At 40.5% G+C, this 24,195-nt stretch carries 18 protein-coding genes; 17 read left to right on the top strand and 1 reads right to left on the bottom strand.

The features are described from left to right. The first annotated feature begins 72 nt into the window (after positions 1-72). From EXE09_RS01000 to EXE09_RS00965, 8 genes are all read left to right on the top strand, one after another. On the top strand, positions 73-534 hold the full coding sequence (locus EXE09_RS01000) for a GNAT family N-acetyltransferase (protein WP_068975048.1): 462 nt from the start codon (positions 73-75) through the stop codon (positions 532-534). 153 nt (positions 535-687) lie between these two features. After that, entirely contained in the window at positions 688-1,614 is a 927-nt protein-coding gene (gene rsmH, locus EXE09_RS00995) for a 16S rRNA (cytosine(1402)-N(4))-methyltransferase RsmH (RefSeq protein WP_087552970.1), read from the top strand. After that, positions 1,611-1,943, top strand: coding sequence for a cell division protein FtsL (locus EXE09_RS00990; RefSeq protein ID WP_068975050.1), 333 nt, complete (start codon positions 1,611-1,613; stop codon positions 1,941-1,943). The genes rsmH and EXE09_RS00990 overlap by 4 nt, the downstream gene beginning before the upstream one ends. Before the next feature lie 9 nt (positions 1,944-1,952). After that, positions 1,953-3,788: a penicillin-binding protein PBP3 gene (ftsI, locus tag EXE09_RS00985; RefSeq protein WP_068975051.1), complete on the top strand. Its 1,836-nt coding sequence runs from the start codon at positions 1,953-1,955 to the stop codon at positions 3,786-3,788. 7 nt (positions 3,789-3,795) lie between these two features. After that, a complete protein-coding gene (locus EXE09_RS00980; protein WP_130116047.1) occupies positions 3,796-5,286 on the top strand; it encodes a UDP-N-acetylmuramoyl-L-alanyl-D-glutamate--2,6-diaminopimelate ligase in 1,491 nt (496 codons plus the stop codon). A gap of 8 nt (positions 5,287-5,294) precedes the next feature. After that, positions 5,295-6,704, top strand: coding sequence for a UDP-N-acetylmuramoyl-tripeptide--D-alanyl-D-alanine ligase (locus EXE09_RS00975; protein ID WP_130116046.1), 1,410 nt, complete (start codon positions 5,295-5,297; stop codon positions 6,702-6,704). Further along, positions 6,704-7,822: a phospho-N-acetylmuramoyl-pentapeptide-transferase gene (gene mraY / locus EXE09_RS00970; RefSeq protein WP_130112081.1), complete on the top strand. Its 1,119-nt coding sequence runs from the start codon at positions 6,704-6,706 to the stop codon at positions 7,820-7,822. The genes EXE09_RS00975 and mraY overlap by 1 nt, the downstream gene beginning before the upstream one ends. A gap of 69 nt (positions 7,823-7,891) precedes the next feature. Further along, positions 7,892-8,695, top strand: a complete 804-nt coding sequence (locus EXE09_RS00965; RefSeq protein ID WP_130116045.1) for a putative RNA methyltransferase — start codon at positions 7,892-7,894, stop codon at positions 8,693-8,695. 68 nt (positions 8,696-8,763) lie between these two features. Here the strand turns inward: EXE09_RS00965 and ponA are convergent, their stop codons facing one another. Beyond that, positions 8,764-11,319, bottom strand: coding sequence for a penicillin-binding protein PBP1a (gene ponA, locus EXE09_RS00960; RefSeq protein ID WP_130116044.1), 2,556 nt, complete (start codon positions 11,317-11,319; stop codon positions 8,764-8,766). Positions 11,320-11,483: 164 nt separating this feature from the next. Between ponA and EXE09_RS00955 the strand changes: the two genes are divergently transcribed. From EXE09_RS00955 to gltB, 9 genes are all read left to right on the top strand, one after another. Beyond that, positions 11,484-12,542, top strand: a complete 1,059-nt coding sequence (locus tag EXE09_RS00955; RefSeq protein WP_087552975.1) for a pilus assembly protein PilM — start codon at positions 11,484-11,486, stop codon at positions 12,540-12,542. Beyond that, a complete protein-coding gene (locus EXE09_RS00950; protein WP_130116043.1) occupies positions 12,542-13,177 on the top strand; it encodes a PilN domain-containing protein in 636 nt (211 codons plus the stop codon). The genes EXE09_RS00955 and EXE09_RS00950 overlap by 1 nt, the downstream gene beginning before the upstream one ends. After that, positions 13,174-13,905, top strand: coding sequence for a type 4a pilus biogenesis protein PilO (locus EXE09_RS00945; protein WP_130116042.1), 732 nt, complete (start codon positions 13,174-13,176; stop codon positions 13,903-13,905). Before EXE09_RS00950 ends, EXE09_RS00945 begins: the two co-directional genes overlap by 4 nt. Continuing rightward, positions 13,902-14,432, top strand: a complete 531-nt coding sequence (locus EXE09_RS00940; RefSeq protein WP_130116041.1) for a pilus assembly protein PilP — start codon at positions 13,902-13,904, stop codon at positions 14,430-14,432. The genes EXE09_RS00945 and EXE09_RS00940 overlap by 4 nt, the downstream gene beginning before the upstream one ends. 65 nt (positions 14,433-14,497) lie before the next feature. Then, complete coding sequence (pilQ, locus tag EXE09_RS00935) at positions 14,498-16,630, top strand: type IV pilus secretin PilQ (protein WP_165382024.1); 2,133 nt, start codon at positions 14,498-14,500, stop codon at positions 16,628-16,630. Between the two features lie 36 nt (positions 16,631-16,666). Next, positions 16,667-17,209 (top strand): shikimate kinase AroK, encoded by a 543-nt coding sequence (gene aroK / locus EXE09_RS00930; RefSeq protein WP_068975062.1) that lies wholly within the window; start codon positions 16,667-16,669, stop codon positions 17,207-17,209. 31 nt (positions 17,210-17,240) lie between these two features. Next, complete coding sequence (gene aroB / locus EXE09_RS00925; protein ID WP_130116039.1) at positions 17,241-18,320, top strand: 3-dehydroquinate synthase; 1,080 nt, start codon at positions 17,241-17,243, stop codon at positions 18,318-18,320. 16 nt (positions 18,321-18,336) lie between these two features. Then, on the top strand, positions 18,337-19,212 hold the full coding sequence (locus tag EXE09_RS00920; protein WP_130116038.1) for a hypothetical protein: 876 nt from the start codon (positions 18,337-18,339) through the stop codon (positions 19,210-19,212). 442 nt (positions 19,213-19,654) lie between these two features. Then, entirely contained in the window at positions 19,655-24,130 is a 4,476-nt protein-coding gene (gene gltB / locus EXE09_RS00915; RefSeq protein ID WP_171405002.1) for a glutamate synthase large subunit, read from the top strand. Positions 24,131-24,195: the final 65 nt, after the last annotated feature.

Genomic DNA, 24,195 nt, shown 5'->3' with positions numbered 1-24,195 from the left:
AAGAGAAAGCCTCCTATATTTAGGAGGCTTTTTTATGTAAATTAAGTGTGTTTTTAAATACATAGGATCAATATGAGTATTCAAATCAGAGCAGCCACACCAAATGATATTGAGCTAATTTTTGATATTCGTACAGCTGTGAAAGAAAATCATTTATCCAAAGAACAGTTAACTGAATTAGGGATAACCGATTTGGCGATTTTAGCTTTGATCGAACAAAAGTCTTCCGTTTGGGTCGCAGAGTTTGAGCAATCGGTTTGTGGGTTTGCGATTGCAGATCAAGAAGAGGGAAGTGTCTTTGCCATGTTCGTTTATCCTGATGCAGAGGGTAAGGGGATTGGGAAAGCATTGCTTGAGAGAGTTGAGCACATTTTATTCCAACATTTTTCAGAAATTTGCTTAGAGACAGATGGTCGTAGTCGAGCTTGTGCGTTCTACTCTCGTCAAGGTTGGCATATTCAAGAGCATTTAATGGATGGTGATGTGAAAATGCTGAAAAGACGTCCATCTACTCATGCGCTTGAAACAGAATAAAAGTGGTTTAATTTCTGAAAATAGTAAAGGATTGTCTTTTAAAACGGATTTCTCTATAAAAAGTAATATTTTCCTACAAAAAGTCGTTTGGAGCTTTGACAAAACAAGGTAATAATGTGCAGTTACTTTTTTGCTTGAACTGAAACCATACTTATGTCTCATATTTCTGTATTACTACACGAAACAGTCGATGCTTTACTTGCTGACCGCAATACAGGAATTTATGTAGATGGGACTTTTGGGCGTGGTGGTCATACACGCTTGTTGTTGTCAAAATTGGATGAAAATTCAAAAGTGTATGCCTTTGATAAAGATCCTCAAGCTTTAGAAGTTGCGTATCAGTTAGAAAAAGAAGATCCGCGTTTTAAGATTATTCATGCCAGCTTTGCAGATTTACAACAAGAATTAAATCAATTAGATATTTATCAAGTGGATGGAATCATGGCAGATTTGGGGGTGTCATCGCCACAACTTGATCAAGCAGACCGTGGTTTTAGTTTTATGAAAGATGGACCACTTGATATGCGTATGGATAATTCCCAAGGTCAAACTGCTGCGGAGTGGTTGGTTGATGTAGATGAGGAACATTTAGCCAATGTTATTTTCCAATATGGGGAAGAGCGTTATAGTCGTCGCATTGCCAAAGCTATTAAGCAAGCGGGTTATATCAAAACCACGGGTGAATTGGCTGAAATTGTGAAAGTTGCTCATCCGAAGTGGGAAAAAAATAAGCATGCGGCAACACGTACATTCCAAGCTATTCGTATTGAAATCAATAAAGAATTGGATGATGTACATGTTTTTTTACCGCAGGCTGTAGATTTGCTAAAATCAAATGCACGTTTAGCAGTGATTAGCTTTCATTCTTTAGAAGATCGTATCATTAAGCAATTTATTCAAAAAGAATCAACATTGCCAGAAGATAATGGATGGGGTTTACCACAAAAGGTTATTGATCATCGTAGACTGAAAAAAGTAGAACGAATTCGTGCCAGTGAGGAAGAAGTAAAAGCCAATCCTCGTTCACGAAGTGCGTGGCTGAGAGTAGCAGAACGCTTAGAACAAAAAGGCGCAGAATGAAAGAAGAGATTGTAGAAGAATCAAAGCATAAACTGGCAATCAAAAAAGTGGTTGTTTATGGCATTTTGATCAGTGCAGTGTTGATCAGTGCATTTATGGTGGTTTTGCAAGTTTTTACCTATCGTCATGACTTTCGTGACTTGAATAGTTATATGCGTGAACGTGAAAGTATCAATGCGGAATGGGGGCGTTTGTTGATTGAACAGCAAACATTTGGTGCCACAGCTCAAATTGGTACACGTGCTGTTACTCAACTTAGAATGTATTCACCGCCAGCTGCGCAAACAGTTGTCATTTCATTACCAACTGAATCAGCGCAGAACAAGTAAGGCATCTGTATGGTAGATAAACAAACTAAACAGACTCGGCAATCACGTAAAAAACAGCCGTCTATCTCAGGGAAAAATCCAATATCTTTAGATATGTGGCGTTTTTATTTGATGTGGGGCGTAGTATTGCTATGCTTTGTAGGGCTGATCGGTCGTGCATTTTATGTGCAAGTGATTAATAAAGACTTTTTACAAAATAAAGCCAATGCCAATATTTTACGTTCTGAAAAATTAAAAGCGATGCGTGGCGTGATTAGTGATCGTCACGGTGTGCCTTTGGCGATTAGTTCTCCGATTATGAAAGTGGTGATCGATCCGCGTGAATACTTTGAGACCAAAGCGCAATTTGAAAAAATTACTGAAGAATTAAAGAAAACGCCAAACAGTCGTAAACTTAAACGACAGTTGCCAGATGAAAATTTAAATTTAGATGAATTGGCTGATGTCGTTGGTATTGATCGTGCAGATTTGAAAAAGCGTTTGTATGAGCGTCCGCGTTCACGTTATTTAGTCTTGAAAAAAGAAGTACCACCACCGCAAGCTGATTTTTTAACAGAACATAAGTTTGCAGGGGTTTATGCGGAAAAGACCTATAAACGTTATTATCCACAACCTCAACCCAATGCGCAGATTATTGGCTTGACCAATAGTGAAGGCACTGGGATTGAAGGTTTAGAAATGCAGTTGAACACGCGTCTCGCAGGTGAAGACGGTGAGCAAAAGATTTCGCGAGATAAGCACGGCAACCGTATTAACACGCCTGAAGTGGTAAAAGAAGTGAAAGCGGGGGAGAACATTACTTTAAGTATCGATTCTCGTCTGCAATATATTATGTATCGTGAATTAACCGCTGTTGGTGTGGCGAATAGTGCGCGTTCAGCATCTTCAATTGCTGTTGATGTGAAAACGGGTGAGATTCTGGCAATGGCGAGTTGGCCATCTTATAACCCAAATGATAAGAACGGTTTGAGCAATAAGGATGCCATGCGTAACCGTGGGGCAATTGATATGTTTGAACCAGGTTCAACCATGAAGCCATTTACAATTGCTGCGGGTTTAGAAAGTGGAAAATACACACCAAATTCGATCATTAGTACCGCACCAGGGACAATGCGTTTAGGTTCGCATACTATTCGCGATACCCATAATTATGGTGCATTGACAGTCACAGGTGTGATTATTAAGTCTTCGAACATTGGCTCAGCGAAAATCGCATTGTCATTGCCAAAAGAAACATTACCTACTTTCTTTAGACGAGTTGGTTTTGGTCAACGGTCTGCTGTGAAATTCCCTGGTGAAAGTGGTGGTTTGGTAGTTTCACCTGAAAAACTGAATCCTTCTCAAATTGGAACCATGGCTTATGGTTATGGTTTGAACGCAACCATTTTACAGTTGGCTCAAGGTTATGCCATGTTGGCGAATCATGGTGTTGAATATCCTCTAAGCCTTTATAAGTTGAATGATCAACCGAAAGGCAAGCAGGTATTGGCACCTAAAATTGCAGATGATGTCTTGTTGATGTTAGAGCAAGTCACCATGCCAGGCGGTACAGCAAAACAAGCCAATATCCCAGGCTATCGCGTAGGTGGTAAAACAGGGACAGCACATAAACTTCGCCCTGACCACAAAGGCTATTCGAGTACTGAATACCGTGCTTTGTTTGCAGGTGTCGCGCCAATCAGTGATCCACGCTTAGCGATTATTGTTGTCGTGGAAAACCCGCGTGGTCAATACTATGGAGGCTTGGTTGCCGCACCAGTCTTCGCAAAAATTATGCAAGAATCTTTACGTTTAATGAACGTACCTTTAGACAAACCGCTTGAAACAGCGAAAGCATCCAAATAGGTAGAATATGACAATTTGTTTTCAGGATATTTATCCAGTTGAAAATATACAGGCTTGGATGTCTGAACCTTTTCAAGGATTTAATTTAGATAGTCGCCGTATTGAAACGGGTCAGATTTTTATTGCGCTGACCAGTTATTCACAGCCTGAAAAAACCGTACAATTTGCACAAGCCGCATTGGAAAAAGGTGCATTGGCGGTGATTAGTGAAACAGAATTAGGCTTAGATTCTGTTTTGGTTTGTCCAGATGTTCGTCATTTGATGGGGCAATGGCAAAAGCAATATTTACAAGCGACTGATCCAGTTAAAGCAGCACGAATTCTTGCAGTTACAGGTACCAATGGGAAAACCACAATTTCTCGCTTAGTTGCTGAATTGGTGATGTTACAAGGCAAAAAGTGTGCGGTGATGGGCACCACAGGGAACGGTATTTTACCGAACCTTGCATCGTCATCGCATACCACTTTGGATGCTTTGCATTTACAAAATTTATTACATGCTTTTGCCAAGCAAGGTGCTGAGTTTGCTTCGATTGAAGCCAGTTCTCATGGTTTAGAGCAAGGGCGTTTAAATGGTTGCGATATTGAAATCGCAGCTTATAGTAATTTAAGTCGTGATCATTTGGATTATCATGGGACGTTAGAGGCTTATGCAGAAGCCAAATCTCGTTTATTTAAATTTTCCTCTTTAAAAGTGGCTGTGATTAATGTCGATGATGCGCATGCCAATATCATGTTGGATGCAGCCAGTAGCAATCAATCACATCCGAAAGTATTGACCTACTCCACATCCAAAGCAGCTGATTATCAGGTGTTTGGTATTCAATATAGTCTGAATGGCGCGACTTTCCATTTAAAAACGGAACAAGGCGAATTTACAGTTCAAAGCCCATTACTTGGACATTTTAATATTGAAAATCTTGTGGCGAGTTTGATCGTTGCTGAGCAAGCGGGCTTTGATTTAAAACAATTGATCGCCAATGTACCTAAATTAAAAGGTGCACCTGGTCGTATGCAAGTGATTCGTGATGCAGATCGTCTATTCGTGGTGGATTATGCACATACGCCCGATGCACTCACTCAAGTCTTAAAAACACTTAAACGTCATGTTGAAAATCAACTTTGGGCAGTATTTGGCTGTGGTGGAGACCGTGATCGCGGTAAACGTCCATTAATGACCAAAGCAGCATTGGAACAAGCCAATCCAATTATCATCACCTCGGATAATCCACGTACAGAGAATCCTGAGCAGATTTTTGCTGATATGAAGCGTGATATTGATTTTAGTCAACACGATGTGCATGAAATACATGACCGCCGTGAAGCGATTAAATATGCAGTTAAGCATGCACAATCAGGTGATATTGTGGTGATTGCAGGTAAAGGGCACGAAGATTATCAAGAAATTGATGGTGTACGCCATTGGTTTGATGATGTGGTCGAAGTGCAATCCGCAGTCAATATGTTATCCCGTAAAACAAATTCTCCAGCTCAGTAGGAATAGAGATGCACACCTCGACCACCAGTACTGTGCCTTTAGAGCCATGGTCAGCAGCACAACTTGCTGAAGCGACTCAAGGTTCATGGTATTTAGACAAAGCACCACAAGGTGAAATTAAGCGTATTTTGACTGATTCACGTCATGCTGAATTGGGTGATGCATTTTTAGCACTCAAAGGCGAACGCTTTGATGCACATGATTTTATTGCACAAGTGGCTGAAAATGGTTGTCAAATTGCCATCGTGAGTCATCCTGTAGATGTTGATATTTGTCAGCTTGTTGTTGCAGATACTCGTTTAGCATTGGGTCATTTAGGTGCTTATCGTCGTGCGCAAAACTCGCAACTTAAAGTGATTGCATTGACCGGCAGTAGTGGTAAAACGACCACTAAAGAGATGCTTGGTAGTATCTTGTCACGTTTAGCACCAGCTTTGATCACACGTGGTAATTTGAATAATGACCTCGGTGTACCGATGATGTTGTTAGAACTTCGTGCTGAGCATCAATATGCGGTGATGGAGTTGGGTGCAAGTCATCAAGGTGAAATTGATTACACCTCAAATTTGGTTCAACCGCATGTGGCTGGGATTCTCAATATCGGCACAGCACATTTGGGTGAATTTGGTGGGCGTGATGGCATTTGTCGTGCCAAGTCTGAAATTTACAGTCACATTGACCAAGCTGGAACGTCGATTGTTACTGCGCATGATGATTTCACGGATACGATTCGACAAGCAGTTAGAACTGAGCATGTATTGAGTTTTGGTCAAGGTGGTGACGTTTTTGCAACGGATATTCAGCTTCAGGCGCAATCTGCAACATTTACCCTCAATACTCCAAATGGTTCAAAACTTGTGAATTTACCATTCGCAGGTGAGCACAATGTGCATAATGCCGAAGCGGCAACTGCTTTTGCTTTAGCAATTGGTATTGCTTTAGATGATATTGTGATTGGTCTAGAGTCGGCACAAGGTGCTAAAGGTCGGTTAAACTTTATCCAAAAAGCCAATCATTTATTTATTGATGATACTTATAATGCCAATCCAACCTCAATGCGAGCTGCTGGTGAAGTGCTTGCACAGCAAGATGGCATCAAAGTGATGGTGATTGGTGATATTGGTGAGTTGGGTGATACCGCTGCACAACAACACTATTTACTAGGTCGTGACCTTGTTTCGGTGAAGGGAATTAACTTTGTGGTTGCTGTGGGTGAATTTGCACCTGCAACTCAAGAGGGTGCAAGAAGCACACAGTACGGTAAAAAATTACAAGCTTTTCTAAACCAAGAACAAGCTTTACCATTGTTATTAAGTTTAATTGAAACGCATCAACCGCAGTCCATGAGTTTCCTGTTCAAAGGTTCTCGTTATACCCATATGGAAACGTTGATGGCTGATTTGATGGAGAAAGTTTAATGCTGTTTTGGTTATTTCAACACCTAGCAGGCTATGAAAATGCGTTCCAAGTGGTGCGCTACTTATCATTACGTGCTTTGCTGAGTGTTTTAACAGCACTTGCAATTGGTTGGGCGCTCGGTCCTGTAATGATTCGCAAATTACAAGCCTTAAAATATGGTCAAGCAGTCAGTTCATTTGCTCCTGAAAATCATGCCAAAAAAATGGGTACACCGACGATGGGCGGAATTCTGATCCTCCTCTCAATTGGGATCAGTACCTTACTTTGGGCAGATTTATCCAATCCTTATGTGTGGATCGTACTCGCTGTGATGGTGATCTTTGGTGCGGTCGGTTGGGCGGATGACTGGATTAAAGTTCGTTATAAAGACAATGCGGGTTTACCTGCTAAGAAGAAATTCTTTTGGACGTCTGTAGGTTCACTCGGTGCAGGTATTGCGTTATATATCATTGCAACACAACAGGAAAATCCTGTACATACTGCCAATATGCTGGATTTGTTGATTCCATTCTTTAAAAATCTCAGCATCCCATTGTCAGCAATTCCACTTGGTATCGGCTTCATTATTTTCACTTATTTGGTGATAAATGGTGGTTCAAATGCAGTGAACTTGACTGATGGTTTGGATGGTTTAGCAATCATGCCAATCGTATTGGTTGCAGCAGGTTTAGGTGTATTTGCTTACTTGGCGGGTGATATTCGTTTTGCCACTTATCTGCATATTCCTTATGTGAAATATACGTCTGAGTTGGTGATTATCTGTGCCGCAATGATTGGTGCAGGCTTGGCATTCCTTTGGTATAACGCACATCCTGCGCAAGTCTTCATGGGTGATGTAGGTGCATTATCTTTAGGTGCAATGCTCGGTACAATCGCAGTGATGGTACGTCAAGAAATCGTCTTTGCGATTATGGGTGGAGTATTTGTAGTTGAAGCAATTTCTGTGTTCTTACAAATTGGTTCATTGCGCATGCGTAATAAACGTGTGTTCCTCATGGCACCATTACACCACCATTATGAGAAAAAAGGTTGGCGTGAAACCCAAGTGGTGATTCGTTTCTGGATTATCACAATTATGCTGGTAGTTTTAGGTCTAATGACATTAAAATTACGTTAAGCCAAATTGAAACAAGAAAGTCGGCATCTCAGCCGACTTTTTTATTGTGCAAGATCTGTGGAGAATGCTATGAATTTGTTAATGTGCCCAGTATGTCGTGAGGCGTTGAGCTTATCGGATAAAACTTGGCGCTGTGTCAATCAGCATAGCTATGATGTGGCAAAACAAGGTTATGTGAATTTACATGTAGTACAACATAAACATAGTAAAAATCCAGGTGATACGCCTGAATCAGTACAAGCGCGTCGCGCATTTCTAAGTGCTGGTTTTTATGCGCCTTTGCAACAGGCAGTAGTTGAAAAAATCCGTGAACTACGCATTGAAAATTTACTCGATATTGGATGTGGTGAGGGCTATTACACCAATGCGATGCAAAGCGAAGTGATGCAATGCGTGGGGGTGGATATTGCTAAAAATGCAGTCCAAGTTGCGGCAAAATTGAATAAGAATGTGACTTGGGTCGTGGGGACGGGTGCAACTTTGCCTGTGCTTGATGATTCAATTGATTTATGCACCAGTTTGTTTAGTCCAATTCCACAAGAAGAAATTTTACGAGTTTTGAAACCTCAAGGCTATTTGATGGTGGTGACACCAGCACCAGAGCATCTTTATACCATGCGTGAAGGTTTATTTGATGAAGTGAAGCCACATGAACCGCATAAGTTCGTAGAACAGCTTAAAGCACATTTTGAATTGATTGAGCAACCGATTGTTGAGTCGGTCTTTGAATTGAATCAAGAACAATTGAAAAACTTAATTGCAATGACGCCATACGCGTATAAGGCCAAACCTGAAAAACGCAAAAAGTTAGAACAACAAGAAAAAACTGAACTGAAAGCAGCATTCCAAATGTATATTTTTCAAAAGAGATAATCGTTTTGGATTGTTTGGGTCATAAAAAACGCCATTCAAAAATGGCGTTTTTTATTTTCAAGTTTTAACTATTGAACTTCATTGATTAAGTTCTCTAGAGAGTCGTTTTCACGTTTTGCATGATCTTGATTCATGGTCGGAGGCGTTGAAGTGGTTGGTTTTAGTTTTTGTTCGCCATTCTCGTCAGGTAGGTCATCAAAGTCATTTGAAGCATTACGTGATGGTGTCACAGGAGCAGGTTTGTAAATAGGACGAGCTAAAGGTGGAGTTGAGCCACTTTCTTTACTTGCTTCATTGTTTTCGCCTTCAACTTGCGTTTGGTTGCTACGTTGTTCACGAGACAGAGGTGCCTTAGCATCTTTATCAAAATGAACCCATGCCGAAGGTGTACCTTTTAGCGCTTTACCCATAAAGCTGGTCCATACTGGAAGTGCGGCAATACCACCATATTCACGACGACCTAAGGTTGAAGGTTGGTCAAAACCGACCCATGCGATCGCCACTAATTTTCCATTAAAACCAGCAAACCATGCATCTTTTGCATCATTGGTTGTTCCTGTTTTACCACCAATATCATCACGACCAATTTTCAATGCGGCACGTCCAGTACCATGTACGATAACGTCACGAAGGATATTCGCCATATCAAAAGCGGATTGTGATTTTAAAATACGTTGAGCTTGGCGATATTTACTTTGCTCTTCTTTTGTTAAAATAGGTTGTACATCATCCGTATTGGTATTACCTGCAATCACTTCATCGTCAGTAGTGACTTCTGCATCTTCTGTTTTTACAGTTTGCTCTTTTTGATTGATACATGGGATACAGGCATAGTCAGGATTTGCTTCGTAAATGACTTTACCATAAGCATCTTCGATACGACTGATAAAGTGTGGTTGAATACGGTAACCACCATTGGCAATGGTGGCATAACCTGTTGCCATTTGCACAGGAAGTACTTGTGGTGTACCGAGTGCAATGGTGAAGTTGCGTGGAATTTGGTCTTCTTGTAAGCCGAAATCCATCAATAATTGACGAGCGCGTTCCACGCCAACACTTTGTAATAAGCGTACAGAAACGGTATTACGAGAGAGGTATAATGCACGACGCAAGGGAATCATTCCTAAGTAGCGTCCATCCGAGTTTTTAGGTGACCATCTGCCAATACTGATCGGATTATCATTGACCATCGTATAAGGTGTCATACCTCGCTCAAGTGCAAGTGCATAAATAAAGGGCTTGATGGTCGAACCTGGTTGGCGCCAACCTTGTAAGGCACGATTGAATTTCGATTGATAGAAGTTATATCCACCCACGATAGCTACAATCGAACCATCATTTGGATTGATTGCAATGAGCTGACCTTGTGCTTTAGGAACTTGTACCAATGACCATGCTGTTTTATTTTCATTTGGGCGTAAGCGCACAATATCTTTGGTGCTGACAATTTGAGAAGCACGACTTGGTGAACCACCAACAGCATTGGCATTAATATATTTTCTTGCCCATGACATTCCAGACCATGGCACAGTGACTGTTGAGCCATCTTGCATCTTTGCTTCAAAGGAGTTGCTATTTACTTTTATTACTTCGGCAGGGAAAGTATTAGCATAGGCCATAAACTCTTTTAAAGGTTTATCATGGGCTTCTGCACCACGCCAACCATGACGACGGTCATAATCCTCTAATCCTTTTTGTACAGATTCTTCTGCATATTGCTGACGTTGGCTATTGATTGTAGTATAAACTTTATAACCAGAATCAACAGCTTGATCGCCAAATTTCTCAACCAACTCTGAACGAACCATTTCGCCTACATAGGGAAATTTATTGCTGAGTCCACGGTCAGGCATACTGAGATTGATTGGTTCAGCGACTGCTTTTTGATATTCATCTTGTTTTAAATACCCGAGCTGTAACATACGCCCCAGAATCCAATTACGACGTTCTAAAGCACGTTCAGGATTGACTACTGGATTGTATTTCGATGGCGCTTTAGGTAGACCCGCGATCATCGCCATTTGAGCAACGCTGAGTTGATCAAGGTTTTTGTCATAATAAATTTTTGCAGCAGCAGCAATACCATAGGCATTTTTACCTAAAAATATTTTATTGACGTATAACGATAAAATATCTTCTTTTGATAGATTCTGTTCTATTTTTCGTGCCAAAAATACTTCGGTTAATTTTCGTTTTAAAGTGCGTTCAGGAGATAAATAATAGTTTTTTGCCACTTGCATGGTGATGGTTGAACCACCTGTTTGCACATTTGAGCCTGTCACAGTTTCACTGACTGCACGTCCTAATCCTTTAAAGCTAATCCCACTGTGTTCAAAAAAGGAGGAGTCTTCAGCCGCTAGAAAGGCATGGATGAAGTGTGGTGGAATCTGATTGTACTCAACGGGCACAGAAAGTTTGCCACCATATTCAGCAATCAGTTGATTATCTGCAGAATAAACTTGCAAAGGTTTAAGCAATGGCGCCTTTTTTAAAGAGCTCATTTCTGGTAACGATGGGGCGATATATAGGTACATTCCATAAAAGCCCATCGGAATTGCGACTAAGATAATAATAATCAGCAAAAAAAAGGGATGAATATGACCTGAACAAGATAGCTTTTTCATAACAAGTAAGTTTTAATAATAGCTAATGGCAAACTAATTGATGGTCAGTATAACTTTTCATTTGACGGATTGTTAGATGGGATATTGTATCTGTAAAAAATTAAGACCAAATGCAGTCGGTTTGTGTTATTTATTGGGGATAAAAAAATAATAGGAAATGTATCGTGCTTAGACTATATCGTAAGCCAAATAAGGGGTTAATAGGAGTAGATATTAGTTCTACTACTGTAAAGATTTTAGAGCTCTCTGTTAAAAACGGTCGTTACTGGGTTGAAAGCTACGGATTAAGTCCGCTTCTTGAGGGAAGTGTGGTCGAGAAAAATATTCTTAATCCTGAAGCAGTTGCGGATGCATTGGAACGAGCAGTGAATCTTGCCAATCCGCAATCGCAAAATGTAGCGGTTGCTGTACCTACGTCTATGGTGATTCACAAAGTCATCGAGATGGATGCAGACATGTCTGATGAAGAACGGGAAGTTCAGATCCGAATGGATGCTGAGCAGTACATTCCATTCCCACTCGATGAAGTTAGCCTAGATTTTGAAGTTCTCAATGATAAATTGGCAAATCCAAACCGTGTTAATGTACTCTTGGTTGCAACCCGCGCTGAGAATATTGAATCTCGCGTTGAAGTTTTAGAAATAGCAGGTTTATCGCCCAAAATTGCAGACGTCGAAAGTTATGCGATGGAACGAGCTTTTGCTGTTTTTTCAGATACATTGCCAATCGGTGCAAATCTTGTGGGTGTCCTTGATATCGGTCATACCATGACGACGTTATCAGTGATGCAAAATGGCAAAATTATCTATACCCGTGAACAAGTATTTGGTGGAAAGCAACTGACGCAGGACGTACAAAACCGTTATGGTTTGTCGTATGAAGAAGCTGGGCGTGCGAAGAAAGATCGTACATTGCCAGATGACTTTGAAACTGAAGTGTTAATGCCATTTTTAGAAGCTGTGGTTCAACAAGCAGCGCGTTCACTACAGTTCTTCTTCTCATCTTCTCAATTCAATGAAATTGATCATATTTTATTGGCAGGGGGGAATGCCAATATTCCAGGTTTATCTAAATTATTACAACAAAAATTAGGCTACCGTGTCACGATTGCAAATCCTTTCTTGCAAATGGGATTCTCACCACAAATTGATTTGAAAAAAATTGAGAATGATGCGCCATCATTAATGGTTGCGTGTGGCTTAGCTTTGAGGAGTTTTGATTAATGGCAAAGATTAACTTACTCCCTTGGCGAGATGAGCTAAGAGAGCAGAAAAAGAAACAATTTGTCGCAGTTTGTGTTGGGGTTGCATTAGTTGCTTTGGTTTCAGTGTTGTTGGCATGGTTTTATTTTGATCACAAACTAGAAGATCAAGAACAAGCCAACCAATTGGTTACTAGTACCAACCAAAACTTGGATACACAATTAAAAACCTTAGATGGCCTACAAGAACGTCGTAATGCGATTATTGAGCGCATGAAGTTAATTCAAGGTTTGCAAGGTCAGCGTCCAGTCATTGTTCGTTTAGTGGATGAATTAGTACGTGTTGTCCCTGCACAAATGTATATCACTAAATTTAGTCGTGCTGGTGATAAGTTCACGATTGAAGGGAAAGCTGAAAGTCCAAATACGGTAGCGGAGTTTTTACGTGGATTAGAAGCTTCAGAATGGTATCGTAATGCATTTATGAATTCATTCTTGGCTGCTGACGAAAATAAAAATAAGGCACCAACTTCTGTGATTCCACGAGTAGAAGAATCATATGGATCTTTTGTGGTGACTGTTGATTTGGGTGAAATCGCATCTAATACAGATGGAGATGCAACGAAAGCTGAACAAGCTGCTGGGGGTGCAAAATGAGTCGTGAAGATTTTGAGCAATTAGATTCATCTGTTGATGCTCCAAAGAAAAATAAAATGACCGTTGAGAAATTTTTTCAACAGTTTAATACGCTGGATATGAATAATTACGGCAGTTGGCCGTTGTCAGTTAGGATTACTTGCTGGTTATTCTTATTTTTTGTGGTCTGTGCAATTGGTTACTTTTTAGCGATTAAGCCGAAACTTGAAGCGATTGATCAGGCACGTACGGTTGAGCAAAATTTACTGAATGAATTTAAAGAAAAAGATTCTAAATTACGCAATTTGCAACAATATCAAATGCAACTGCAACAAATGGAAGCGAATTTTAATCAGCAATTAGAACAATTGCCGAAAGAGACAGAAATTCCAAGTCTAGTTGAAGATATTAACGTGACTGGTGTGAGTTCAGGTTTGAAATTTAAAAATATCAGATTGGAACAAGAAGTTAAGCAAGAATTCTTCATTGAACAGCCAATTTCGATAGATGCGACTGGTGATTATCATTCATTTGGTAGTTTTGTAAGTAGTATTGCTGCTTTGCCACGTATTGTAACTTTACATGATTTCACAATTTCAGGTGTACCAAGCCCAGATAAAAAATCAGATGTGCCTGTTATAGATTATACAATTAAAGCAAAAACTTACCGTTATGTTGGTGCTGATGGACAAGGGGCAGGTAATACCAATGCCTCAGCGACACCACCGCAAGGAGGGGCGCCACAATGAAAAAGCACATTAAACTAATTTGTGGTGCTTCATTTGCGATGTTATTGGCGGGATGTGATTCTCGTATAGATGCTGTAAATCAAGAAATGGCAAATATTCGTAATCAACCACCGATACCGATTGAACCAGCACCTACATTTAATCCAGTGCCAAGCTTTAATTATTCAGCGCAACAGTTACGTAGCCCATTTTTACCAAGTTCATTGGCCAATGAGCTAAAAATTATGTCAGGCAAACGTGTATATCCTAATTTTTCTAGACAACAACAACCACTCGAAAGTTATCCTTTAGAGTCGTTATCATTGAAAGGAAGTATGAAAGGAAGCGCAGGGCAAACGGTTGGTTTGATTCAAACTCCAGATGGGGAAATTGAGCGTGTACAACGTGGCAATTATATGGGAATGAATCAGGGTCGTATTGTAGAAATTACCCCTACTCGCATTGATTTATTGGAAATTGTTCCAGATGGGCGAGAGGGATATATTGAGCGACCACGCAGTTTAGTTCTAATTGGTCCAGTGGATTAACACGGAATAAAGGAATAAAAATGAAAAACGGTTTGAAACGTATCTTTTGTGGGGATGGTCAGTTTATGAATAGTCAGCTTCGCCAATTTACTATGGCAGCTGTTTCAATTGCAGTGATGCAGGTTGCAACGGCACAAACAACCATGACCAATGTCGTGCCAATGAAAATACCTGGGCAAGGTACAGAAATTCGCGTGATGTTTAATGGCTTACCTCCACAGCCACAAGCTTATCAGTTAGAAAGTCCGTCACGATTGATTTTGGACTTTGATAATGCAAAACAGAACATCGCTCAATCATCGATTCCTGTAGCCAGTGATGAAGCTTCAAGTGTTGATGTTACAGCAGATGATCAACGTTCACGTTTAACGGTGAATTTAAATAAAGGTGGTGATTTTACAACCCGTGTTGAAGGCAATACGTTTATTTTAAAAATTAACAATGCCAATCAAGCAACAGCATTACCAAATTATGCTTCATCGAATATGACCAAACAAAGCCAAGGTATCTCTGATATTGGTTTTCAGCGTGGTAATGCTGGTGAAGGTCAAGTTGTAGTGAGTCTTGCTGGAGCAAATACACCTGTAGATGTTCAGCAACAAGGAAGCAAAGTCGTTATTCGTACTTTGGGTAATAAGCTTCCAGCGCATTTGATTCGCCGTTTAAATGTCAATGATTTTGCAACGCCAGCGTCAACGGTTGATGCTTACAATGATGGTTCGAATGGTGTGATCACGATTCAGACTTCTGGTAGCTATGAATATATGGCATATCAAGCTGAAAATAAATTAACAGTCAGTTTGAAGCGCCCTGCAGAAAATAAGATTAACCGTCCAAGTTCAAGTCAGTCATATACAGGTAAGAAAATCTCTTTAGATTTCCAAGATATTGAAGTGCGTCGTGTGTTGCAGCTATTGGCTGACTTTACAGGCATCAATATGGTGGCTGCGGATTCGGTGCAAGGTAATATTACACTTCGTTTAAAAGATGTGCCATGGGATCAAGCACTTGATATTATTTTAAAAACTAAGAATTTAGATAAGCGTCGTAATGGTAGTGTGATTTGGATTGCACCTGTTACTGAGTTGATTAAAGCAGAAGAAGACGAAGCTAAGGCTTATGCGCAAAGTATCAAACTTGCACCATTACAAACTGAATATGTGCAACTGAACTATGCGAAAGCAACAGATATTGAAAAGCTGATTGTCCAAGGGAAAAATAGTAATACATCTTCTTCAAGTTCTGGTTCTGGTGTAGATGCTTTAGGTGATAGTGTCGGCTCTTTGTTAAGTCCGCGAGGAACAATTTCCACTGATCCACGTACCAATATGTTGATTATTAATGATACAGCACAAAAAATTGATCAGATTCGTAAAATGATTGATCTATTGGATGTATCCGTCAAGCAAGTGATGGTTGAAGCGCGTATTGTTCGTGCGACAACTGACTTTACCAAAGAAATGGGGGTGAAGTGGGGGATTTTATCTCAAGGTGTAACTCGTAATAACGACTTATTGGTTGGCGGTAGTGATACTACGTTGTGGGATCTACGTGAGCCAGATGACGATGGTAAATATACAATTTCTCGTCCTGATAATTTGAATGTGGATTTAGGCGTTACATCAGAAGGTGCGAGTAAAATTGCCTTCGGTCTAATCAGTATGTCTGATTTTATGTTAGATCTTGAACTATCTGCATTACAGTCTGATGGTTATGGTGAAGTGATTTCTACGCCAAAAGTACTGACAGCAGATAAGCAAAAAGCTAAAGTAGCTTCGGGTCAAGAAATTCCATATCAAACTACGTCAACTGCAGGTGGAACAGCGACAGCAACAACCTCTTTTAAAGAAGCGCTGTTGAGTTTAGATGTGACACCAAGTATTACGCCTGATGGTAAGGTGCAGATGCAGTTAAACATCACCAGTGATTCGCGTGGTGGTACAGCACCGAATGGTGAAGTAATTCTGAACAAAAACGAAATTAATACCAATGTACTTGTTGATAATGGTGAAACAGTGGTGCTTGGTGGAATTTTTGAACAGTCGACTTCCAATACACAAACTAAAGTTCCTTTCTTAGGTGATATTCCTTATCTAGGGCGTTTATTCCGTAGAGATGCGAAAACAGAGAGCAAGCAAGAGTTATTAATCTTTGTTACACCTAGAATTGTTAATGACAGTCGTACGAGAAATCATTAATATAGTTTTAATGAAAGCAATTCGATAGGTGACTCCTTGCCAAGCAAAGAGTTTGAAACCCTGCCAAATATTTATTTGGTGGGGCCCATGGGAGCAGGAAAAACCACAGTTGGTCGGCATTTGGCTGAACTGTTAGGGCGTGAGTTTTTAGATAGTGATCATGAAATAGAACGTAAAACAGGTGCATCTATCCCTTGGATTTTTGAAAAAGAAGGCGAACAAGGTTTCCGTACAAGAGAAACAATCGTCATCGATGATTTAACATCACAAAAGAATCTAGTGGTTGCCACTGGTGGTGGTGCAGTCACGCAAATCATGAATCGAGAATATCTAAAAAATAGAGGTATCGTGATTTATTTATATACCCCTGTTGAAATTCAATTATTACGTACGCATCGCGATAAAAATCGTCCACTATTGCAAGTGGAAAATCCAGAGCAAAAGTTAAGAGACTTACTTAAAGCTCGAGATCCGCTTTATCGAGAAGTGGCGCACTATATTATTGAAACCAACCAAGGTGCGGCTAGAGATCTCGCAAATAAAATATTGCAACTTATCGTTTCGAAAGAAATTGCTTAATCAATAACTTAAATCGTAATTTGGCAGGATCATGCAAACTTTACATGTTGAACTGGGTGAACGTCGTTATCCAATTTTTATCGGTAGTCATTTAAATCCACAACAATTGCTAGAACCCTATATTCATGGGCGACAAGTGATGATTGTGACCAATACAACAGTGCAGCCTTTGTATTTATCACATTATGTTGAAGCGATAGAACAACTGGGTAAGCAAGTATCAGTTTGTGTGTTGTCAGATGGTGAAAAATATAAAAATATTGAACATCTCAATTTAATTTTTGATGCACTCCTTGAGGCAGGCTTTAATCGTGATTGTACTGTTCTTGCTTTAGGTGGTGGTGTGATTGGCGATATGGCTGGGTTTGCTTCAGCATGTTTTCAACGCGGTGTTTATTTTATCCAAGTGCCTACGACACTATTATCTCAAGTCGATTCAAGTGTTGGAGGGAAAACGGGGATTAATCATCCTTTAGGTAAAAATATGATTGGTGCTTTTCAGCAACCTCAAGTGGTCTTAGCTGATATGGCGCAACTCAAAACACTCCCTCCACGTGAATTATCGGCAGGTTTAGCTGAAGTCATTAAATATGCTTTGCTGGGTGATGAGGAATTCCTCGTTTGGCTTGAGCAGAATATGGATGGTTTGATTGCTCAAGATCCTGAATTATTGGCAGAGGCAGTTTATCGCTCGTGTGCGCACAAAGCACGAATCGTCGCCAATGATGAAAAAGAGCAAGGTGAACGTGCACTTTTAAATCTCGGACATACTTTTGGTCATGCTATTGAGTCTTATTTAGGCTACGGAGAATGGCTTCATGGTGAGGCTGTTGCAACGGGTATGGTGATGGCAGCTGATCTGTCTCAACGTATGGGATGGATTTCACAAAATGATCTAGAACGTACAAAAAAAATCATACAACGTGCACAATTACCTGTAGCATGTCCTAAAATTCCACTGGATGAATTTTTAGCTTATATGTCGCATGATAAAAAAGTATTAAATGGTCAATTACGTTTAATCTTATTGAAGCAACTCGGACAAGCCATCATTACTAAAGATTTTGATGTGGAGTTGATGAAACAAGCGATTTTAGCGAATCAAATATAGTAAAGGTTAGTTTCACATGACAGCAATTCGTACAAATTGGCAAAATATTCGACAATATATTTGGTTGATTGGTGGATTGCTGTGCCTTGTTGTTGCGTTTGTTTTTTGGATTGCCACAGATACCAAAGAATTGGTCACAGTTGCCAATCCGATTGAAGAATCACAGGTACAGATTCAACCTGAAAAAGTCGCTGCAACTGCACATTTAGGGGCTTTGATGGATGAAGTCCGTCCACTTGAAATGACTACACGTATGGTTGCAGCAGGCAGTCACGATCCTGAGTTTCGAGGTACTAAGTTTTTTCAAGACAATAAGAAAAATTGGACTGTAGAACTTTTTAAAACTTCTGATGAAGATGTTATTCGTAGTTTCTTACAGAAACAAATCGATCGTAAAAACTTTATTTATTTCCGTTTAAGTGGTGAGCACCAAACAGAACAATATGTTTTGGCTTATGGTTTGTTTAAAGGTAATGATCAAGCTAAAACGCAATTACAGCAGTTAGGTTTTAATTTACCTGCTTCCATACATCCGCAACCTGTACAGTTTGAAAAATATTTATCATTGGTGAATGATTTGGGTTCAGATGAAATGGCAAGTGCGAATAAATTATATGAGGTCAGACTTAAATCTGCGCCACTTCCTGTAGTGGATGAAACACTATTAGCGCAAGCGAAGTCTGCATTGGCAGCTGTAACAGGTTCAGCGACGACAGGTACGACAACGACAAAAACCACGATTACTCGACGTGATGCTTCTGGGAATGTTTTGGATGTACAAAATTCTCAGTCTACGGCAACAGCACCAAATGTGCCCAAAGAAAGTTCATCAGATAAGAAAGTTGCTGAGAAAAAAGCGAATGATCATGAGGTCAGTGATCCATTTAATTAATTTTGTCCAGATTTGGGTTGTTCTTTGTTCTAAAATGGAGCGAAATGAGTTATATAAATATAAGATTGCACAATAATAGTGCTTTTTATAAGAGTTAGAATTTCACTATTTTAAACTGATGTCATGAATTCTCTATATTTTAGTTATTTGGTGAGAATAAATATAAGTTGGCATATTTTTTGCTTTATTGTTGCGCTAATTGAGTTGATTGTCCCTATTTTGGAGCAAACTGATTTAGTTAGTGAGCGATTTTGGTCTATTGAGATGCTTTATTTCAGTGCGGAACTGGTAAAACAATTTTGCAATTAAAGTAAAAAACAGACTGGTATACGATGCTGACTAAGTGTATTACTTGGTCTAAGAAATACTGATAAATCGTAATTGAGAGTTTGAATGTTTTTCGCCCTTATGGGCCTATGTAAAAGAAGGGTACGCTATGCACATGCCATCGCCTAACACTGTAGCTCCCGCTCAAGGTTTATACCAACCGGATGAGTTTAAAGATAACTGTGGTTTCGGCTTGATCGCCCATATGCAGGGTGATGCAAGTCATGACTTAGTCAAGACCGCGATTCATAGTTTAAGTTGTATGACGCACCGTGGTGGTATTGCTGCAGATGGCAAAACCGGGGATGGTTGTGGTCTGCTCTTGGCTATGCCAAAAGCATTTTTTCGTGAAGAAGCAAAAAAAATTAGTGACATTACGCTGAGTGAAATTTTTGCTGTCGGTACTGTATTTTTAAATTTAGATCCTGCTTTAGCTGCACACGCAAAACAAACGTTGACCAAAGAAATAGAAGAAGAAGGTTGTCGTGTGATTGGCTGGCGTGTTGTCCCAACCAATAATGGAGCGTTGGGTTCGATTGCAATGCAGTCTTTGCCTGCATTTGAGCAAATTTTTGTTAACTGTCCAATGGGCGTGACTGAGGTTGAATTCAACCGTAAGTTATTGATGGCGCGTCGCCGTGCAGAAGAAAAATTAACAGCTGATCCGTATTTCTATGTCACTACATTGTCTTCGAATGTGATTAGTTATAAAGGTTTGATGATGCCTGCATACATTGCAGAATTCTATTTAGACCTTGCTGATGAACGTTTGGATTCACATATTGTGGTGTTCCATCAACGTTTCTCAACCAACACTTTACCACGTTGGCCATTAGCACAACCGTTCCGTTATTTGGCACACAATGGTGAAATTAACACCATCACTGCAAACCGCAACTGGGCTGTCGCACGTACTCCAAAATTCGAAAACCCATTATTGCCAGGTATTACTGAGCTGAATCCGATTGTGAACCGTACAGGTTCGGATTCATCAAGTATGGATAATATGCTTGAACTTTTAGCATGTGGTGGTATGGATTTATTCCGTGCCTTACGTATGCTCGTGCCGCCTGCTTGGCAAAACGTTGAGACTTTAGATGCGGACTTACGTGCATTCTATGAGTTTAACTCGAAACATATGGAAGCATGGGATGGCCCAGCGGGTCTTGTGATCCAAGATGGTCGACATGCAATCTGTATGCTAGATCGTAATGGTTTACGTCCTGCACGTTGGGTCATTACTAAAAATGGTTACATCACACTTGCATCAGAAATTGGTGTATGGGGATATGAGCCAGAAGATGTAGTCTCTAAAGGTCGTGTTGGACCTGGGCAAATCCTCGTGATTGATACGCACACAGGTAAAATGCTCGACACGAAAGATGTGAGTAATCACCTGAAAAAAATGCGTCCATACCGTGAATGGTTACGTGAAAATTCAGTACGTGTTCAAGGTAGCCCAGAACTTGAAGAATATTTATGTGAACAAGGCCTAAAAGGTGATGACCTAAAAGCTGCACAAAAAATGTTTATGGTGACATTTGAAGAGCGTGATCAATTGCTTCGTCCAATCGCGGAAAGCGGTCAAGAAGCGGTAGGTTCGATGGGTGATGATACGCCAATGGCGGTATTGTCGCGTCAAGTACGTCATGTGACAGATTATTTCCGTCAACAGTTTGCGCAAGTAACCAATCCACCAATTGATCCATTACGTGAATCGATTGTGATGTCATTGGAAACTTGTTTTGGTCGTGAACAAAATGTATTTGAACAAGGGCCTGAACATGCCGATCGTTTGATTGTTTCAAGCCCTGTATTGTCAAACTCTAAAATGCATCAAATTCGTACCTGTGGTCGTAAAGGGTATGAAATTGCTGATCTTGATTTGAATTATCCTGAAGCGGAAGGTCTTGAGGCTGCGATTGCACGTATTTGTGAAGAAGCAGCGCAAGCGGTGCGCGATGGTAAAACATTATTGGTGATTTCTGATCGTAAGATTCGCCAAGGCTTCTTACCTGCTAATGCTGCTATGGTGACAGGCGCTATCCACCATCACTTGATCAATGCTGGCTTGCGTACAGATGCTAACATCATTGTCGAAACGGCACTTGCTCGTGATCCACACCAATTTGCTGTGATCTTAGGTTTTGGTGCAACGGCAATTTATCCATACCTTGCTTATGATGTGATCAATGATTTGATTGCGAAAGGTGAGCTGTTGGGCGACCCAATTCATGCACAGGCCAATTTCCGTAAAGGGATTGATAAAGGCTTACTCAAAGTTCTTTCGAAAATGGGTATTTCTACGGTTGCTTCATACCGTGGCGGTCAGTTATTCGAAGCTGTCGGTTTGTCTGATGAAGTGGTTGCTAAATGCTTTACAGGTGTGCCAAGTCGTATTAAAGGTGCAACATTCGCTGACCTTGAAAATGATCAGAAAAAATTAGCTGAACTTGCGTGGAAATCTCGTAAGCCAATCGAACAAGGCGGTTTGTTGAAATTTGTATTTGATAAGGAATACCACGCATTTAACCCAGACGTGATCAATGCTCTACATAAAGCAGTACGTTCAGGTAACTATGCTGACTTTAAAGAATATGCGCAGCTTGTAAATACTCGTCCGATTGCAACGATCCGTGATTTATTGAAATTGAAAACTGAAAACTCAATTCCATTAGAATCTGTTGAATCAGTTGAAGAAATTCTACCGCGTTTTGACTCTGCGGGTATGTCTTTGGGTGCATTATCACCTGAAGCACATGAAGCGATTGCGATTGCGATGAACACGATTGGCGGACGTTCAAACTCTGGTGAGGGTGGTGAAGATCCTGCACGTTATGGCACAATCCGTAACTCTAAAATCAAACAAATTGCATCAGGTCGTTTCGGTGTAACGCCTGCGTATTTAACTTCTGCTGAAGTGTTGCAGATTAAAGTGGCGCAAGGTGCAAAACCTGGTGAGGGTGGTCAGTTACCAGGCGGTAAAGTGAATGGCTTAATTGCACGTTTACGTTACTCTGTACCAGGTGTGACTTTGATTTCTCCACCGCCGCACCATGATATTTATTCAATCGAAGATTTATCACAATTGATTTTTGATTTGAAACAAGTCAATCCTCAAGCAATGGTTTCTGTGAAACTGGTTTCTGAGCCAGGTGTAGGAACAATTGCTGCAGGTGTTGCCAAAGCTTATGCTGACTTCATTACCATTTCAGGTTATGACGGTGGTACAGCGGCTTCGCCATTATCGTCAATTCACCATGCAGGTTCTCCATGGGAATTAGGTCTTTCAGAAGCGCACCAAGCACTTCGTGTCAATGATCTTCGTGGTAAAGTTCGTGTACAAACCGATGGTGGTTTAAAAACAGGCTTAGACGTTGTTAAAGCAGCCATTCTGGGTGCAGAAAGCTTTGGTTTCGGTTCTACGCCAATGATTGCTTTAGGTTGTAAATATTTACGTATTTGCCACTTAAACAACTGTGCGACAGGTGTTGCAACGCAACAAGATCATTTACGTCAGGAACACTATATTGGTGAACCTGAAATGTTGATCAACTTCTTCCATTTTATTGCGGAAGAAACCCGTGAATGGTTAGCTGCATTGGGTGTGTCATCATTAAAAGACTTGATTGGTCGTACTGATCTACTTGAAATGTTGCCTGGTGAAACAGATAAGCATGCAAACTTAGACTTAAGTGCATTGTTGCAGTCGCATCCATCTGCGGAAGGTAAGGCGCAATATTGCCAAGTACAAGGTAATGAACCATTCGATAAAGGTATTCTTGCAGAGAAAATGGTGGCGGAAATGTTACCTGCAATCGAAGCAAGTACGGGCGGTGAATTCTACTTCACTATTGGCAACTGTGACCGTTCAATTGGTGCACGTGTTTCGGGTGAAATTGCAAAACGTTATGGCAACCTCAGCATGGAAGAACATCCAGTTGTGGTGAACTTGACGGGTACAGCTGGTCAATCCTTGGGTGTTTGGAATGCGGGTGGTTTGCATATCAAACTCGAAGGTGATGCTAACGATTACGTAGGTAAAGGTATGGCAGGTGGTCGCGTATCGATCTTCCCTCCAAAAGGTTCGCCTTTCCAAACTCAAGAAACAGCGATTATTGGTAACACATGTTTATATGGTGCGACTGGTGGTAAACTCTTTGCGGCAGGTACGGCAGGTGAACGTTTCGCAGTGCGTAACTCAGGTGCGTTTGCTGTAATCGAGGGTGCAGGCGATCATTGTTGTGAATACATGACAGGTGGTATCGTGACTGTACTGGGTAAAGTGGGTCATAACTTTGGTGCAGGGATGACAGGTGGTTTTGCCTATGTTCTTGACTTAGATAATGACTTTGTCGATTACTATAACCACGAATTGATTGAATTAAACCGTATTTCTACAGAAGCGATGGAAGAACACAAAGAGTTCCTACTTCGTATCTTAGATGAACATATTGCTGAAACAGGTAGTGCTTGGGCGTATAAGATCCGCAATGAGTTTGATTTCTATAGCCGTAAATTCTGGCTAGTGAAACCAAAAGCAGCCAATTTGCAAACGCTTTTGAAAACAACTAAAGCAGATCCACAATAATTCCACTACTCAAATTTTAGGTAGGTGTGGATAACTTAGAAGATATACACAACAGAAGTGTATGA

The sequence above is a fragment of the Acinetobacter sp. WCHAc060025 genome (genome assembly GCF_004209355.1).
GTDB classification, from domain to species: domain Bacteria; phylum Pseudomonadota; class Gammaproteobacteria; order Pseudomonadales; family Moraxellaceae; genus Acinetobacter; species Acinetobacter wuhouensis.
The sequence above is the reverse complement of the archived record's forward strand: the minus strand, read 5'-3'. Positions and strand labels throughout refer to the sequence as shown.